Below are 15,372 nucleotides of genomic sequence, written 5' to 3' on the forward strand. Positions count from 1 at the left end.
TCGTCACTCCACATTATCCCTGGGCCTGGGCCGCGGGGCTGAACCTCATGGTTCCGAACCGCCCTTGCCGTGCGATGCGGCATTGGCGATCCGGAAGATATTCCGGAAGGCGACGATGATCCCGAGGGCCAACATCCCCAACAAACCCCAGGGCGACGTGCCCGCGAACCGGTCGATCAGCCAGCCGATCAACGCTCCGCCCAGCAATCCGCCCAGCAGCTCCGCCAGCACCCGGTTTCCGAGCCGGTAATTGGCATCGGATTCGGGTGCCGCGACCCCGGCCCGTTTCGCTTCTGCGGCTTCGGCCCGGTCCAATCGCTCTTCGAGCGAGACCAGGCGCGAATCCTCCGAAGCTGGTTCCGGATCGCTGCCGTTCCCCGTCATCATGCGCCATCCTCCTGAAACAGAAGCGGAAACCTCCGATTCTGCCTGCGAAAAAAGGCCCGAAAAATCGGGGGACCCCTAAGGCGCGGCCCGTTTAGGAATGCCGCCCCATGAAGTCAATGCTTGTGCGCGGGTGCACAAAAATGACTGCCCGCGGGCGCACAAAAATGCCGCCGCGTTTAGGGGCGCGGCGGCATTGACGCCCGCGGGCGCCCTTGAAAACAATATCTTAGGGGCAGCGCGAATCGCGCACCGGCGGGCCGTTGTCGCGCGTCAGCCAGCGGCCGTCGGGCGCCTTGTATTTTTCGCCCGGCTTGGTCTTCGCGATCAGATTGCATCCCGTCGCGAAGGCGAACTGTTCGACGGTGCTGCCCTGCGGCGCGTTGGAGGTGTAGGCCGCCTTGCGCTTGATGTTGATGTCGTTGACGATATCGCGCACCGCCGCGGTCGGGCTCGACACGAAGCCGAGATAGCCGTCGGGCTGCTCGCCGATCTGCCCCGCCGAGCGCGCCGCTTCATAGGCCGGATCGCGCTGCGCCATCGCCGAAGGCACCGCGACGGCGATCGCGGCGGTCACCGTGATCGCGGCCATCGCCATTCCGCCAGATTTCCAGTGTTTCCAACGCATTGTCATTCTACCCCATCTATTCGCTCGATCAGAAGATATCCTCGTTCTGCTCGATCAATTTCTTCGCATCACCATCGAGCTTGTACACGATTTCCTGCTTGATGTTGATGTTGAGGTTGATCTCGATCGGCTTGTCGGGCGTGTCGATCTGCACACAGGCGGTAAGGCCCGCCAGCCCGCAGAGGATCGCCAGATACCGGCCACCGATGGTCAGCCTCCTTCTTTCCTTGTTGGATATCGTCATGGCACGGGCTCGCTTTCTGGGGGCTGAACGGGCGGTTCGGCGCCCGCCTTGGCGGCATCGACCTGTTGCTGCACGCGCAGCAGGGTCGGGAGATTCTGTTCGATCACCAGCGTCGGGTCATAGAAGCCCTTGGCCGAGGAGATGAGCTGGCGGAAGGGCGCCTGGATCTTGACGTTGAAGACGAAGGGCAGTTTCGCGACCTGGCGGGTCAGGAAGTTCCGCGTCGCGCCCTCGCCCTGCCCCACGCCGCCAAAGCGGATATCGGTCACCATTTCCCCGTCGAGGTCCCCATTGAGGATGATCGTCAGGTCGTCATATTGGAGGCTGCGCAGCGCGCCAAAGGCAAAATTGGCGATGGTGCCCAGATTGTGATTCGACAGCTCGCCGACATAGGCGAGCGTCCCGCCGCCGCTGCGCGAATCGATGCGCCCGCCGACGATGCGCCCGCCGAGCCCGTCGAATTCGACCGGCAGCGTTCCGTCGAACTTGCCCGTCGCGTTGATGTTCTCGAAACCGAACTGCTGCAGAAAGACCGCGGCCTCGACGCCGACGATATCGAAGGACAGGCGCCGCGGTTCGGTGGCGTTGAAATCGAGCGTCGCGGGGTGGAGCACCAGTTCGCCGCCGGCGAAAGGCCAGCGCCCGCCCTCGATTCGGACACGGTTGTCGCCGAGCAGCCGATATTCGATCGTCCCTGCCGTGACGGGAATGCCGGGATTGATTTCCGCCACCGTCGCGATCTGCGAAGGCGCCGAGTGGAGCCCCACCAAATCGTCGAAGGTCAGCGTCGTCGTCAGCCCTTTGACGGGGCCGAAGGCGGCGGCGAGGTCGGTGTTCGCGGTGGCGAAGGTGCCGCGGCTGGTGACCCCCGCCGGGGTCCAATCGATCTGCCCGTCGCCCACCACGGAGCCCTGGACATTGGCGACGACGCCGAGTGCGAGCCGGGTGAGCTGGTCGGGCTGGAAGCCTTCGTCGAACCGCAGCTCGGGGACTTTCAGGTCGGCATGGCCCGTGCCCGAGCCCAGCTCGTGGAGGATCACGGTATCGAGGACCTTCCGTCCCGACTTGCGCTCGTGAAAGCTCGCGGTGGCGTCGATGCGGCCCGCCGCATAGCGAAGCGTCGCGGCATCGCTCGTCAGCGGAAAGAAGCGCGGATTGGGCGCGGCGTCGGTGAGCAGCAGCCCGCCGTCGAGCGTCAGCGCTCCGCCTTGCCAGCGCCATTGGCCGGCAATGTCGGAGAGGTTGAGCGGCACGGCGCCGATCTTGCCGCTCGCGCCCGTCAGATCGCCCTGCATGCCGCCCGCAGTGCCGCGCCCTGAAATGCGCGTGGCGGCGAAGCGCGTGACGCTGTCGCCCTCCCCTAGCCGCACATCGGCGCCGGCAAGCGTCCAGCGCATCGCGGCGAGGTCGACCTCGCCCCGCCCCGCATCGAAGGCAAAGGGCGATGAGCCGCTCGCCCCGCGCAGCGCGATGCCCGGAATCCGGACGATGCCGCGCAGGCCGTTCGGCCCGGCGCTGAGCAGCGGGGCGCCGGGGCGGCTGCACAGGTCGATGCCGCTGCGGCCGAAGCGGAGGCCTGCCGCCGCGAGCCGCTCGAAGCCGACGCGCGTGCAGCCGCCGCCGAGCGCGATGTCGCCGGTCGGCGCGATCGCTCCGGCGAGCGGGATCGTCAGCCCCTCGACGCGGCCGTCGGCGAGTGGGCCCGACAGCGCGGCGCGCGTCGCGAAGCGCACCATCCCGTCGCGGCCGCCCGAGAAACGGACCGGATCGAGCACCAGCCGCGCGCCGCCAGCGGTATAGGCGTCGAAGCGTGCCTCGCCGCGCGTCGTTCCGTCGGCGCTGCGATCGAGCGCAAGCGATCCCGACGGCAGGTCGCCGCCGCCGAAGGTCCAGTCGCCCGAGATCGTCATCGCCGGGCTCGGCGTCGCGAGCAGCCATGCGATACGGCTGTCGGCGCTGCCCGTGATCCGCGCGCCGCTCTCGCTTTGGAACTGCGGCGCGATCAGTTCGAAGCGCGCGGTCCTGCCCTCGCCGGCGAGCGCGAAGGAACTGCTGCCGCCCGTGTCGGTAAGCATGCGTGACAAGGCGGCGGTCGCCTTCGTGGCAAGCGGGCCGAGCGGGCTCCCGTCGAGGCTCCTGGCACTCGCGGCGATCGAACGCCGTAGCGCCGTGCCCGCGCTTGCCTCGGCAAAGCGAATCTCGCCTTGGGCTTGCGGCGCCGCGCGGCCGACCACCGCCTTGGCGGACAGGTCGACGCGGTGCGCGGCGAAATCGAGCGCGCGCAGTTCGGCCATCTCGGCGGTAAGGTCGAGGTCGGTGCGCGCAGCGCTGCCCGTAAAGCGGGCCCATACCCCCAGCCTGTCGGCTTGCGCCGCACCCGCGGCGAGCTTGGCGATGCTCGCATCGGCGGTACCGCGCCAGCTTTGCAAATTTTCGGCGAGCGATACGTCGAGCGCGATCTGCGGGCTGTGCGCGCTGACGCTGCCGTCCGCGCAGGTCAGGCGCTTCCCGCGCAGCGGCCCCTTGAGCGTCGGGCGGACGTCGCGGACCCGCACGTCGCCATAGAAGCTGACGCCGTCCGCGGCACACCCCGCAGCGGCCAGCGTCGGCGCGACGAGCGCGAGCTTGCCGGCAAAATTGTTCCTGAGATTGCCGCCGCCATTGAGCACGGCGCCGATATTGCCCCACGGCGTTTCGACCCGCGCGCGGGCATCGGTGAGGACCGCCGAGAGGTCGGGCAAGGTGAAGGGCGTCGTGTCGGTCGGATCGCGGAACTTGTCGAGCGCGCCCAGCGAAAGCTGGCCATCGACGAAGCGGCCGTAGAGGCGCACGCCGTCGGCCCGAATCTCCGATACATAGGGGCCCGAAAAGCCATAGCCGAGCGACACTTCGACCCGCTTCGCGGTCAGGTCGGGCCGCGCCGGATCGCCGATCACGACATTGCTGAGGCGTTCGGTGCGAAAGCCGATCTCGTCGATCGTGTAGCGCGCGGGAATACCGCGGCTGTCGAGCTGGTCGCGAATGAAGCGATCGGCGATCGGTTCGCGAGCGAGCCACAGGCCCAGCGCCAGCGCGGCGACGGCGCCCGCGGTCAGCCAGCGCTTCTTGAACAATCGCTTGGGCGGCGGCGGCGCTTCGGGGTCGGTCATGGCCTGCAACTATTTTCCGTCCTTCGACCGCGAAACCCGTTCCCGCAAGCGCGCGCCCGGAAATCCCCTTTTGCCGCAGGAGATTGGTCCGCAACGCTGTCGTTCTTTTCTATGACCGTTGAGTGCACCCCACAAGGCGGTTATTCCCATGGGCATGGCCGATGCCGACGCGCCCGCGCCCCTTCCCGACCATGCGGGCCACCGCGCCCGCCTGCGCGCCCGGCTGCTCGGCGGCGATGTCGAGGGCATGGCCGATTACGAACTCGTCGAATATCTGCTCGCGCTCGCGATTCCGCGCCGCGACACCAAGCCGCTCGCCAAGGCGCTGCTGCGCGAATTCGGATCGCTCGCGCAGCTCGTCAGTGCCGACCCCGAATCGCTGCGGCGGGTCGAAGGCATGGGAGACACCGCGATCGCGGCGCTGAAGATCGTCCAGGCAGCAAGCCTTCGGATGCTGAAGGGCGAGTTCCGCGAAAAGCCCCTGCTCTCGAGCTGGGATTCGCTGCTCGACTGGCTGCGCGCCGATATGGGACCGATCGACGTCGAGCGTGTTCGCGTCCTCTATCTCAACGCGCGCAACATGCTGATCCGCGACGAGCTGGTAAGCGAGGGGTCGATCGACCAGTCGGCGATCTATGTGCGTGAGGTGATCAAGCGCGCGCTCGAACTCGGCGCGGCGGCGATCATCCTCGTGCATAATCACCCGAGCGGCAGCCCCGAACCGAGCCGGCAGGATATCGCGATCACCCGCGACATCGCCGAAGCCGCGGCCAAGCTGGGAATCGTCGTCCACGATCATATCATCATCGGCGGATCGGAGTATCGCAGCCTCCGCGCGCACGGACTGCTTTGAGGTCTCATGCGCGCTCCATTTGACTTGTGCGGGCAAGGCGGACATCATGCCGCGATGCCGACGCTGCGCGCCCTGTCCCGACTCCACTCGCATGCGGGTCAACGCCTCGCGGGCCTCTAGCCCCGGGTCCGGCGCATCGTGCCCCGAGCCCGGGGCCAGCCTTTCTTTCTCCTGATCAACGCCATGCGGCAGGCGTGCGCCTGCCCGATCCGAAAGTCCCTACGATGACAACCCGCAGCCCGGCCAAGCGGCCGCCCATCCATATGATCGACACCGAAGCCGATACGCTGACCGACCTCGCGCTGGCCCAGCAGGAACGTTCGCCCGTGGTCAGCGAACTTCTGATCGAAGAGATCAACCGCGCGAAGATTCATCCCGCGAATAAAATCCCCGCCGATGTGGTGACGATGCACGCCCAGGTCGAATTCGTCGACGAGGCGAACGGCGCATCGCGCACCGTCGAACTCGTCTATCCCGCCGACGCCGACATCGCGGCGGGGCGGGTCTCGATCATGACCCCGGTCGGCGCCGGCCTGATCGGGATGCGCGAAGGTCAGTCTATCCTGTGGCCCGACCGGGACGGCCAGCAGCGCCGGCTGTCGATCGTCAAGGTGCGGCGCGCGGCGTAATATGAAACCGGGGAATCGCGGATGCGGCCGCCGGATTGCTCCGACGGCCGCACCACCCAGTCAAGGGCGTCGATCCGTTGGGATCAAGCGCCGCGCGACAGGAAACCGGTCAGCTCTTCCTTGCTGATGCCGCCCGACTTGTCGGCATCGGCGGCGGAAAAGGCCTGACTCACCCAGGATTTGACCTGCTCCGATTCGGGATCGACCGTTGGGTCGGTCGCGGTGCGGAGCTTCTTCATCCAGGTCGCGAACTCGGTTTCGTTGAGCTCGCTGTTGGCGTCGGTGTCGTAGGTCGGGAACTCCTGGTTCACGATCTGCGCGACCTGGTCCGGCGTCGCCGCCGTGCCCTGGGCCGGAGCCGGCTCGCTCGCAGGGGGAGTCGACGGGTCGGTCGGCGTGGTCGGATCCGTGGGCGTGGTCGGATCAGCAGGCGTCGTGGTGTCGGCCGGCGGGGTGGCGGTATCCGACGGCGGAGTCGACGTGTCGGGCGTCGGGGCCGGCTGTTCGGTCGGCGCGGGCGGCGTCGTGCTGTCGGGCGCCGGGGCCGTGTCGGTGGTGGGATCCGCCGGAGCCGGCTGGCTCGTCGGATCGTCGCCGGCAGGCGGGGTTTCCTGCGCCAGAGCGGGGAAGCTCACCGCGGCGGCGCCGATCAAAAGCATCTGTTTCAGCATCATGTATCTCCTGTAGCGATGGCGGTGCTGTCTCGGATGCGACCCGCCACCTTTTTGAAGGGGCATAGAGGCAACCTGTCCGATCCGCCGAAAGTTGCCGATCCCGGGTGATTGGCGAAGCGCCCGGCCCCTGCTAGGGGGCGGCTGGTCGCGATTTCGCGCCTATTCCGCGACAGGTCGCCATAAAAGGAAGGAAATCCAATGGTTCCGCGTTACGCCCGGCCCGCCATGACCGCTATCTGGTCGGCCGAGAATCGCTATCGCATCTGGTTCGAGATCGAGGCGCACGCGACCGACGCACTCGCCGAACTGGGTACGGTACCGAAGTCGGCGGCCAAGGCGCTGTGGGACTGGTGGGCGACGAATCCGGCGATCGACGTCGATGCGATCGATGCGATCGAGGCGGTGACCAAGCACGACGTCATCGCCTTCCTGACCTGGGTCGCCGAAAATGTCGGCGAGGAAGCGCGCTTCATGCACCAAGGCATGACGTCGAGCGACGTGCTCGATACCTGCCTTGCGGTGCAACTGACGCAGGCGGCCGATATTTTGCTCGCTAATCTCGATGCGCTGCTCGACGCGATCAAGCGCCGCGCCGTCGAGCACAAGCTGACTCCGACGATCGGCCGCAGCCACGGCATCCACGCCGAACCCGTGACCTTCGGCCTCAAGCTCGCCGAAGCCTACGCCGAATTTTCGCGCTGCAAGACGCGCCTCCTCGCGGCGCGCGCCGAGATCGCGACCTGCGCCATTTCGGGCGCGGTCGGCACCTTCGCCAACATCGACCCGCGCGTCGAGGCGCACGTCGCCGCGAAGCTCGGCCTCGCGATCGAACCCGTCTCGACGCAGGTCATCCCGCGCGACCGCCACGCGATGTTCTTTGCGACGCTGGGCGTCATCGCCTCGTCGATCGAGCGGCTCGCGGTCGAAATCCGGCACCTCCAGCGCACCGAGGTGCTGGAAGCCGAGGAATATTTCTCGCCCGGCCAAAAGGGGTCGTCGGCGATGCCGCACAAGCGCAACCCGGTGCTCACCGAGAATCTGACCGGCCTCGCGCGCATGGTCCGCAGCGCCGCGATTCCGGCGATGGAGAATGTCGCGCTGTGGCACGAACGCGACATCAGCCATTCGTCGGTCGAGCGCTTCATCGGTCCCGACGCGACGATCACGCTCGACTTCGCGCTCGCACGGCTGACCGGCGTGGTCGACAAGCTGCTCGTCTATCCCGAACGCATGCAGAAGAACCTCGACCGCATGGGTGGCCTCGTCCACTCACAGCGTGTGCTGCTGGCGCTGACTCAGGCGGGAGCGAGCCGCGAGGACAGCTATCGCCTCGTCCAGCGCAACGCGATGAAAGTGTGGGAATCGGACGGCCAGCTCTCGCTGCTCGAACTGCTCAAGGCCGATCCCGACGTTACCGCGCGGCTGTCGGCGGACCAGCTGACCGAGCTGTTCGACCTCGGCTATCATTTGAAGCAGGTCGATACGATCTTCGCGCGCGTATTCGGCACGTCCTAGGCTTGGTTGGGCTGGAAACCCGCGCGAAACTCGCATAGGAGATGCGAGGGGCCGAACGAGGAGCAACGCCAAGTGGGAATCCTGCGTACGATCATCTGGGTCTTCCTGACCATCGTGCTCGTCCTGTTCGCGATGGCGAACTGGAACCCGGTGACGGTGACGATCTGGCCGGGCCAGGTCCTCGACACCAAATTGCCGGTGCTGATCGTTGTCGCCTTCCTGCTCGGCAGCCTGCCGATGTGGATCGCCCTGCGCACCGCGCGCTGGTCGATGAAGCGGCGGCTCGACAGCAGCGAGCGCCAGCTCGCCGACCTGCGCGCGATGGCGAACCGTTCCACCGACCCGGCGCCGGCCCCCGCATCGGCGCCGGCCCCGGTCAACGACATCCCTCCTTCCCCGCTGGATCCGCAATGACATCGCCGCTCTATCTCGCCATCGACACCCCGCATCTCGACGCCGCGCTGACGCTGGCGCAGCGGGTCCGTCACCATGTCGGCGGGTTGAAGCTGGGCCTCGAATTCTTCTGCGCCAACGGCCATCACGGCGTCCACGAAATGGGCAAGCTCGGCCTGCCGATCTTCCTCGACCTCAAGCTGCACGACATTCCGAACACGGTCGCCAAGGCGATTCAGGCGCTGCGCCCGCTGGAACCCGCGGTGCTGACCGTCCACGCCGCCGGCGGCCGCGCGATGCTCGAGGAGGCGAAGGCTGCGGCGGGGCTGAACACGAAGGTCGTCGCAGTGACCGTGCTGACCAGCCTCGACACCCCCGACCTCCAAGACATCGGCGTCGGCGGCTCGCCGCACGACCAGGTGGTACGGCTCGCGGGGCTGGCTCGCGAAACCGGGCTCGACGGGATCGTCTGCTCGGGCCAGGAAGTGAAGGCGGCGCGCAAGGCCTGGCCAAGCGGCTTTTTCGTCGTCCCGGGCGTTCGCCCCTCCAACGGCACCGCGGGCGACCAGAAGCGGATCGTCACTCCGGCGCAGGCGATGACCGACGGCGCGTCGATCCTCGTCGTCGGGCGCCCGATCAGCCAGTCGGAAGACCCCGACCTCGCGGCGCGCGCGATCGAGGCGACGCTTTAAGGCACCTCCCACTTCCGTTCGTGTCGAGCGAAGTCGAGACACCCATCGGAACGGCGCAAGTTCGAGGGGCATCTCGACTTCGCTCGATGCGAACGGGTTACCAGAGATAATCCATGCCCCCATTCGTCAAAATCTGCGGCCTTTCCACGCCCGAAACGCTCGATGCCGCGATCCGGCTCGGCGCCACGCACATCGGGCTCGTCCATTACGAGCCGAGCCCGCGCCACGTCGATCTCAAGACCGCGGCCGAGCTTCGCCGGCGCGCGGGGTCGGCGGTGAAGGTCGCGCTGCTCCTCGTCAACGCGTCGCCGCAAGTCACCGGGGCGGCCTATAGCGCGGTGCGGCCCGACATCATCCAGTTCCACGGCACCGAGACTCCCGAATGGATCGCGGCGGTCAAGCAGCATGTGCCGGTCGAGGCGTGGAAGGCGGTCGGGCTCAAGGACGCGGGGACGCTCGAACGCTCGCGGCAATATGAAGGGATCATCGACCGGCTGCTGTTCGATGCGCCGGCGCAGGCGCTGCCCGGCGGCACCGGAACGCGCTTCGACTGGACCCTGCTCGTCAACCATCGCCACACGATGGACTGGGGCATCGCCGGCGGGCTGACCCCCGCCAACGCCGCCGAGGCCCTCGCCGCGACCGGTGCGCCGCTCCTCGACGTTTCCTCGGGCGTCGAAAGCGCGCCGGGCGTCAAGGATGTGGACAAGATCGCCGCGTTCCTTAAAGCGGCGGGACGATGACCGACCGACCCAACAGCCTCCGCTCCGGACCCGACGCACGCGGCCACTTCGGCCAGTTCGGCGGCCGCTATGTCGCCGAAACCTTGATGCCATTGATCCTCGACCTCGAGCGTCATTATCGCGCCGCGCAGCAGGACAATGAGTTCAAGGCCGAGTTCGACTATCTGCTGAAGCATTATGTCGGCCGCCCGAGCCCGTTGTGGTTCGCCGAGCGGCTGACCGCCAGTCTCGGCGGCGCGAAAATCTATCTCAAGCGCGAGGATCTCAATCACACCGGCGCGCACAAGATCAACAATTGCATCGGCCAGATCCTGCTCGCGAAACGGATGGGCAAGACGAAGATCATCGCCGAGACCGGCGCGGGCCAGCATGGGGTCGCGACCGCGACCGTCGCGGCGCTGTTCGGCCTGCCCTGCACCATCTTCATGGGCGCGGTCGACGTCGCGCGGCAGCAGCCCAACGTGTTCCGCATGAAGCTGCTCGGCGCCGAGGTGGTCGCGGTCGAATCGGGCGCGAAGACGCTGAAGGACGCGATGAACGAGGCGCTGCGCCACTGGGTCGCGAACGTCCACGACACCTTCTACATCATCGGCACCGTCGCAGGTCCGCACCCCTACCCCGAGCTCGTCCGCGACTTCCAGTCGGTGATCGGCGACGAGGCGCGGGCGCAGATATTGGAGGCCGAAGGCCGCCTGCCCGACATGCTGATCGCCCCGGTCGGCGGCGGATCGAACGCGATCGGGCTCTTTCACCCGTTCCTCGACGATGACGGCGTCGAGATCGTCGGGGTCGAAGCCGCGGGCGAAGGGCTCGACAAGAAGCACGCCGCGAGCCTCGCGGGTGGGCGCCCCGGCATCCTCCACGGCAACAAGACCTATCTGCTTCAGGACGAGGACGGTCAGATCACCGAAGCGCACAGCATCTCGGCGGGGCTAGACTATCCCGGCATCGGGCCCGAACACGCCTGGCTCCACGAGATCGGCCGCGTGCGGTATGAGCCGGTTACCGACGCCGAGGCGCTCGCGAGCTTCCAGAAGCTGACGAAGCTGGAGGGGATCATCCCCGCGCTGGAGTCTGCGCACGCCATCGCCGCCGCCGAACGCATCGCGCCGACGATGGACAAGGACCAAATCATCATCGTCAACTGCTCGGGCCGGGGGGACAAGGATATCTTCACGGTGGCGGATGCGCTGGGGGTGGAACTCTAAAAGCCCTCTCCCCTTCAGGGGAGAGGGTTGGGAGAGGGGGACGAATGCGGGACCGAAGGCTGATCGAATTCGCCAAGCAGATGCGCCGCGAACAGACCGAGCCCGAAACCCGCATGTGGCTTGAACTGCGTGCGGCACGTTTTCAGGGAATCAAGTTTCGCAGACAGAAGGTCATTGGTCCGTATATCGCCGATTTCTCGTCCAGAGAGCCGATGCTGGTGGTAGAGATCGACGGTGACACCCATGCGGGTCAGGAAGCATATGACCGGTCCAGGACGGCTTATTTCGAAGAACAGGGTTATCGGGTGATCAGATTTACCAACCGCGACGTGCTGACGAATATGGACGGTGTGCTGGAGCAACTGATGGTGTTCCTGACTCCCCCTCTCCCAACCCTCTCCCCTKMAGGGGAGAGGGCTATATGACTCGCTTCGCCTCGGCCTTTTCCAAGGGGCCCGCGCTCGTCACCTTCATCACCGCCGGCGATGGCGACACCGCCGCCAATCTCGACGCGCTGGTCGCGGGGGGCGCCGACGTGATCGAGCTCGGCATGCCCTTCACCGATCCGATGGCCGATGGGCCCGCGATCCAGGCCGCGAACCTGCGCGCGCTCGGCAAGGGGACGACGACCGTCGACATTTTCGGACACGCAGCCGCTTTTCGCGCGCGCCACCCCGACGTTCCGCTCGTGCTGATGGGCTATGCCAATCCGATGACGATCCGGGGGAGCGACTGGTTCGCCGCCGAATGCGCGAAGGCCGGCGTCGACGGCGTCATCTGCGTCGACATCCCGTCGGAGGAGGACGCCGAACTCGGCCCGAGCCTGCGCGCCGCCGGGGTCGACCTCATCCGCCTCGCGACCCCGACCACCGACGCCGCGCGCCTGCCCGACGTGCTGAACGGCGCGGGCGGTTTTCTCTATTATGTCTCGGTCGCCGGAATCACCGGGCTTCAGCAGGCCGCGCAGACGAGCATCGAGGATGCGGTGGCGCGCCTGAAGGCCGCGACCGACCTGCCCGTCGCGGTCGGCTTCGGTGTCCGCACCCCCGAACAGGCCGCTGCGATCGCGAAGGTCGCCGATGGCGTCGTCGTCGGATCGGCCTTCATCGACATCATCGCCGAGCATGGCGACGCCGCGGCGCCGCATGTCGAAGCCTTCACCCGCACCCTCGCCGATGCTATCCACGGCGCAAAGGAGATCGCCGCATGAGCTGGCTCGACCGCGTCCGCAACGCCCTGCCCTTTACCGCGAAGCGCGATACCGCGGACAATCTGTGGCACAAGTGCCGCCAGTGCCAGCAGATGGTGTTCGTCAAGGAGTGGGAGGACAATCTCAATGTCTGCCCGCGCTGCGACCATCACGACCGCATCGGCGCCAAGGAGCGGTTCGCGCAACTGTTCGACGGGGGCCTCCACGAAATCCTTCCCGCCCCCGCGGCGCCCGAGGATCCGCTGAAGTTCCGCGATACCAAGAAATATGTCGATCGCATCAAGGCCGCGCGCGCGCAGACCGGCGACCGCGACGCCTATCAGAACGGTTTCGGCCGCATCGACGGCCGCCCGGTCGTCATCGGCGTGCAGGATTTCGCCTTCATGGGCGGGTCGATGGGGGTCGCGGTCGGCGAGGCGTTCGTCGCCGGGGTCGAGCAGGCGATCAAGCGCGGTTGCCCCTATGTCGCGATCACCGCCGCCGGCGGCGCGCGCATGCAGGAAGGCACGCTGTCGCTGATGCAGATGCCGCGGGCGACCGTCGCGCTCGCCCGCCTGCGCCGCGCCGGCCTGCCCTATATCGTCCTCCTCACCGACCCGACCACGGGCGGCGTCACCGCGAGCTATGCGATGCTCGGCGACGTGCAGATCAGCGAACCCAAGGCGCTGATCGGCTTCGCGGGCCAGCGCGTGATCGAGAACACGATCCGCGAAAAGCTGCCCGAAGGCTTCCAGCGCGCCGAATATCTGCTCGACCACGGGATGATCGACATGGTCGTGCACCGGAAAGATTTGCCCGCGACGCTGGGGCGGTTGATCGGTTATCTGGCGCCCGAAAAGGCGGCGTAAACTTTTCTGCATCGTCATTGCGAGGAGCGACGCGACGCGGCAATCCAGAGCTGAATAAACCCGCTCTGGATTGCTTCGCTTCGCTCGCAATGACGAGTTTCTGCTAGGTCCGCCCGCCATGCCCGACCACGCCCATAGCACCGACCCCGCCGTCCAGGCCCAGCTCGACCGCCTAGCCGCGCTGTCGCCGGGGCGCGACATCCTCGGACTCGAGCGCATCGCCGAGCTGTGCGCGCGCCTCGGCAATCCGCAGGAGCGCCTGCCTCGCACCTTCCACGTCGCGGGGACCAACGGCAAGGGATCGACCTGCGCCTATCTCCGCGCGATCCTCGAGGCGCAGGGGCGCCGCGTCCACGCCTATACCAGCCCGCACCTCGTCCGCTTCAACGAACGCATCCGCCTCGCGGGCGAGCTGATCGACGATGCGCTGCTCGCCGCGCTCCTCGCCGAAGTCCTCGACAATGCCGCAGACCTGCAGGCGAGCTTCTTCGAGGTCACCACCGCCGCCGCCTTCCTCGCCTTCGCGCGCATTCCCGCCGACGATTGCATCGTCGAGGTCGGGCTCGGCGGCCGCCTCGACGCGACCAACATCATCCCGCCGCCCGCGGCGTGCGGCATCGCCTCGCTCGGCATCGATCACGAAGCCTTCCTGCTCGCGCCCGAGGATGGCACCCCGTCCGAACCCGCGATGCGGATCGCGTGGGAAAAAGCCGGCATCGTCAAGCCGGGCGCCGCGCTCGCCACCCTCGCCTATCCGCCGCCGCTCGGCCATGTCATCGCGGCGCGCGCCGAAGCCGCCGGCGTCGCCCCCTTCGTCGAGGGCGAGGCCTGGTCGGTCGAGCCGGTCGGCGACGCGTTCCGCTGGACGTCGATGGACGGCGCGCTGCCCGGCCTGCTGCGCCCCCGCATGGCCGGCGCGCACCAGATGCGCAACGCGGGCCTCGCCATCGCCATGCTCCACCTCGCGCCGGGCGCGAAGCCGGACGCGGAAGCGATCAGGAACGGCGTCGCGGGCGCCTTCTGGCCCGCGCGGCTGCAGCGGCTCGAAACCGGGCCGCTCACCGCGCTGCTTCCTCCGGCAACCGACGTGTGGCTCGACGGCGCCCACAATGCCGACGCGGGCATCCAGCTCGCGCGCCATTTCGAGACCGAGCCCCGCCGCATCCACCTTGTCACCGGCATGCTCGCGAACAAGCACCCCGACGCGATCCTCGCCCCGCTCGCGTCCCGCCTCGCCTCGATCAGCGTGGTTCCGGTCCCCGGCCACGACCACCATGATGCGGCCGCCTTCGGCCCCGACGCGCGAGCGGCCACCTCGGTTGAGGCTGCACTCGCCGGCCTGACTGTCGACCCAGCCAATGAAATCGTCCTGATCGCGGGCTCGCTCTACCTCGCGGGCGAAGTGCTGAAAGCCAACGGCGAGCTTCCCGAATGAATCCGAACGGGGGCCGTCTTCAGCCGAGCTCGGCGAGCGTCCGCTTGACCCAATCGTACATCGCGACTTCGGCTTTGAGCGTCACCGGCGGCGTGCGCTTCATGCGCTGCACGACCTCCTTGAGGAGAGCCTTCGCCCCCGCGCGGTCGCCTGCCGCGATCAGCAGCGCCGCCATGCGGCAACGCACCTCGTCGCCGGGAACGCGCCCGACGATATCGCGATAGATCGCCAGCGCCTCGTCGGCCCGACCATCGGCCTCGGCGATCTTGGCGCGAAGCAGCGCGCGACGGTCGAGTTCGGTCCGGGAAATGGTTTCGGGCAAGCGTTCGATCGCCGCAAGCCCTTCACCATAACGGCCGGCACCATAGGCCGCCTCGGCGATCCGCATCCCGATCGCCCGGTCGACGTGCGGCGACAGGCGCTCGGCCGCACGAAACTCGCGGAGCGCCTCGTCGAAGCGCTCGCGTGCCATCAACGCATCGCCATATTCCAGCCGATGCCCGGCGGTATCGCTGAACTCGGCCGCATCGCGCGCCTCGCGAATGTGGCGCTCGGGGTCCACCCGGTCGGCGATCTTCGTCCGTGCTTCGCGCACCCGCCGGTCGCGCGGCAGACCGGGCAGGATTTCGACGATGAAATAGGCGAGGATACCCACCAGTGGCAGAAACGCGATCGCCATGATCCACGCGGTGTTGCGGCCCGTGCGGAACACATGGACGATGCAGAGCAGTTGCAGCGCGATCGAGATAATCAGGAAATGCACGCGC

The 15,372-nt window shown here is 67.5% G+C and carries 17 protein-coding genes; 11 read left to right on the plus strand and 6 right to left on the minus strand.

The window, feature by feature from the left end:
* Window positions 1-45: 45 nt before the first annotated feature.
* From CD928_RS21500 to CD928_RS21515, 4 genes are all read right to left on the minus strand, one after another.
* Window positions 46-384, minus strand: coding sequence for an AtpZ/AtpI family protein (locus CD928_RS21500; protein WP_095389208.1), 339 nt, complete (start codon window positions 382-384; stop codon window positions 46-48).
* Window positions 385-613: 229 nt separating this feature from the next.
* Window positions 614-976: a YdbL family protein gene (locus CD928_RS21505; RefSeq protein WP_095389209.1), complete on the minus strand. Its 363-nt coding sequence runs from the start codon at window positions 974-976 to the stop codon at window positions 614-616.
* A gap of 64 nt (window positions 977-1,040) precedes the next feature.
* Window positions 1,041-1,256 (minus strand): YnbE family lipoprotein, encoded by a 216-nt coding sequence (locus tag CD928_RS21510; RefSeq protein ID WP_095389148.1) that lies wholly within the window; start codon window positions 1,254-1,256, stop codon window positions 1,041-1,043.
* Window positions 1,253-4,405 (minus strand): YdbH domain-containing protein, encoded by a 3,153-nt coding sequence (locus CD928_RS21515; protein WP_095389149.1) that lies wholly within the window; start codon window positions 4,403-4,405, stop codon window positions 1,253-1,255. The genes CD928_RS21510 and CD928_RS21515 overlap by 4 nt, the downstream gene beginning before the upstream one ends.
* A gap of 154 nt (window positions 4,406-4,559) precedes the next feature.
* Between CD928_RS21515 and radC the strand changes: the two genes are divergently transcribed.
* Entirely contained in the window at window positions 4,560-5,258 is a 699-nt protein-coding gene (radC, locus tag CD928_RS21520; protein ID WP_095389210.1) for a DNA repair protein RadC, read from the plus strand.
* Between the two features lie 224 nt (window positions 5,259-5,482).
* On the plus strand, window positions 5,483-5,887 hold the full coding sequence (gene rnk / locus CD928_RS21525; RefSeq protein WP_095389150.1) for a nucleoside diphosphate kinase regulator: 405 nt from the start codon (window positions 5,483-5,485) through the stop codon (window positions 5,885-5,887).
* A gap of 83 nt (window positions 5,888-5,970) precedes the next feature.
* On the opposite strand, the gene CD928_RS21530 is transcribed toward rnk, so the two are convergent.
* Complete coding sequence (locus CD928_RS21530; protein ID WP_095389211.1) at window positions 5,971-6,558, minus strand: calcium-binding protein; 588 nt, start codon at window positions 6,556-6,558, stop codon at window positions 5,971-5,973.
* A 201-nt stretch (window positions 6,559-6,759) separates the two neighbouring features.
* Here CD928_RS21530 and purB point away from each other — a divergent pair, with 201 nt between their 5' ends.
* The 9 genes from purB to CD928_RS21575 all read left to right on the plus strand — a co-directional run bounded on the left by purB (window position 6,760) and on the right by CD928_RS21575 (window position 14,605).
* Window positions 6,760-8,076, plus strand: coding sequence for an adenylosuccinate lyase (gene purB / locus CD928_RS21535; protein WP_095389151.1), 1,317 nt, complete (start codon window positions 6,760-6,762; stop codon window positions 8,074-8,076).
* 72 nt (window positions 8,077-8,148) lie between these two features.
* Window positions 8,149-8,490 (plus strand): lipopolysaccharide assembly protein LapA domain-containing protein, encoded by a 342-nt coding sequence (locus CD928_RS21540; protein ID WP_095389152.1) that lies wholly within the window; start codon window positions 8,149-8,151, stop codon window positions 8,488-8,490.
* The gene (gene pyrF / locus CD928_RS21545; protein ID WP_095389153.1) at window positions 8,487-9,161 is read left to right on the plus strand and encodes an orotidine-5'-phosphate decarboxylase; all 675 of its coding nucleotides are present in this window, start codon (window positions 8,487-8,489) and stop codon (window positions 9,159-9,161) included. Before CD928_RS21540 ends, pyrF begins: the two co-directional genes overlap by 4 nt.
* Before the next feature lie 113 nt (window positions 9,162-9,274).
* Window positions 9,275-9,904: a phosphoribosylanthranilate isomerase gene (locus CD928_RS21550; RefSeq protein ID WP_095389154.1), complete on the plus strand. Its 630-nt coding sequence runs from the start codon at window positions 9,275-9,277 to the stop codon at window positions 9,902-9,904.
* The gene (gene trpB, locus CD928_RS21555; protein WP_095389155.1) at window positions 9,901-11,112 is read left to right on the plus strand and encodes a tryptophan synthase subunit beta; all 1,212 of its coding nucleotides are present in this window, start codon (window positions 9,901-9,903) and stop codon (window positions 11,110-11,112) included. Before CD928_RS21550 ends, trpB begins: the two co-directional genes overlap by 4 nt.
* 44 nt (window positions 11,113-11,156) lie before the next feature.
* Window positions 11,157-11,537 carry an endonuclease domain-containing protein gene (locus tag CD928_RS21560; protein WP_095389156.1) on the plus strand — a complete coding sequence of 127 codons (381 nt, stop codon included), beginning with the start codon at window positions 11,157-11,159 and terminating at the stop codon, window positions 11,535-11,537.
* Window positions 11,534-12,322: a tryptophan synthase subunit alpha gene (gene trpA / locus CD928_RS21565; RefSeq protein ID WP_095389157.1), complete on the plus strand. Its 789-nt coding sequence runs from the start codon at window positions 11,534-11,536 to the stop codon at window positions 12,320-12,322. The genes CD928_RS21560 and trpA overlap by 4 nt, the downstream gene beginning before the upstream one ends.
* Entirely contained in the window at window positions 12,319-13,170 is an 852-nt protein-coding gene (accD, locus tag CD928_RS21570) for an acetyl-CoA carboxylase, carboxyltransferase subunit beta (protein WP_095389158.1), read from the plus strand. The genes trpA and accD overlap by 4 nt, the downstream gene beginning before the upstream one ends.
* 118 nt (window positions 13,171-13,288) lie before the next feature.
* On the plus strand, window positions 13,289-14,605 hold the full coding sequence (locus CD928_RS21575) for a folylpolyglutamate synthase/dihydrofolate synthase family protein (protein ID WP_095389159.1): 1,317 nt from the start codon (window positions 13,289-13,291) through the stop codon (window positions 14,603-14,605).
* Between the two features lie 19 nt (window positions 14,606-14,624).
* Here CD928_RS21575 and CD928_RS21580 read toward each other — a convergent pair whose 3' ends face one another.
* Window positions 14,625-15,368, minus strand: a complete 744-nt coding sequence (locus tag CD928_RS21580) for a PLDc N-terminal domain-containing protein (RefSeq protein WP_095389160.1) — start codon at window positions 15,366-15,368, stop codon at window positions 14,625-14,627.
* Between the last annotated feature and the right edge of the window lie 4 nt (window positions 15,369-15,372).

Origin of the sequence: Sphingopyxis sp. GW247-27LB (assembly GCF_002277025.1) — a bacterium.
Lineage (GTDB): Bacteria > Pseudomonadota > Alphaproteobacteria > Sphingomonadales > Sphingomonadaceae > Sphingopyxis.

What these genes read in the sequence shown, in the direction of transcription:
- CD928_RS21500 (WP_095389208.1), bottom strand. Translation starts at nt 384, where the DNA reads ATGACGGGGAACGGCAGCGATCCGGAACCAGCTTCGGAGGATTCGCGC.
- CD928_RS21505 (WP_095389209.1), bottom strand. Translation starts at nt 976, where the DNA reads ATGGCCGCGATCACGGTGACCGCCGCGATCGCCGTCGCGGTGCCTTCG.
- CD928_RS21510 (WP_095389148.1), bottom strand. Translation starts at nt 1,256, where the DNA reads ATGACGATATCCAACAAGGAAAGAAGGAGGCTGACCATCGGTGGCCGG.
- CD928_RS21515 (WP_095389149.1), bottom strand. Translation starts at nt 4,405, where the DNA reads ATGACCGACCCCGAAGCGCCGCCGCCGCCCAAGCGATTGTTCAAGAAG.
- radC (WP_095389210.1), top strand. Translation starts at nt 4,560, where the DNA reads ATGGCCGATGCCGACGCGCCCGCGCCCCTTCCCGACCATGCGGGCCAC.
- rnk (WP_095389150.1), top strand. Translation starts at nt 5,483, where the DNA reads ATGACAACCCGCAGCCCGGCCAAGCGGCCGCCCATCCATATGATCGAC.
- CD928_RS21530 (WP_095389211.1), bottom strand. Translation starts at nt 6,558, where the DNA reads ATGCTGAAACAGATGCTTTTGATCGGCGCCGCCGCGGTGAGCTTCCCC.
- purB (WP_095389151.1), top strand. Translation starts at nt 6,760, where the DNA reads ATGGTTCCGCGTTACGCCCGGCCCGCCATGACCGCTATCTGGTCGGCC.
- pyrF (WP_095389153.1), top strand. Translation starts at nt 8,487, where the DNA reads ATGACATCGCCGCTCTATCTCGCCATCGACACCCCGCATCTCGACGCC.
- CD928_RS21550 (WP_095389154.1), top strand. Translation starts at nt 9,275, where the DNA reads ATGCCCCCATTCGTCAAAATCTGCGGCCTTTCCACGCCCGAAACGCTC.
- trpB (WP_095389155.1), top strand. Translation starts at nt 9,901, where the DNA reads ATGACCGACCGACCCAACAGCCTCCGCTCCGGACCCGACGCACGCGGC.
- trpA (WP_095389157.1), top strand. Translation starts at nt 11,534, where the DNA reads ATGACTCGCTTCGCCTCGGCCTTTTCCAAGGGGCCCGCGCTCGTCACC.
- accD (WP_095389158.1), top strand. Translation starts at nt 12,319, where the DNA reads ATGAGCTGGCTCGACCGCGTCCGCAACGCCCTGCCCTTTACCGCGAAG.
- CD928_RS21575 (WP_095389159.1), top strand. Translation starts at nt 13,289, where the DNA reads ATGCCCGACCACGCCCATAGCACCGACCCCGCCGTCCAGGCCCAGCTC.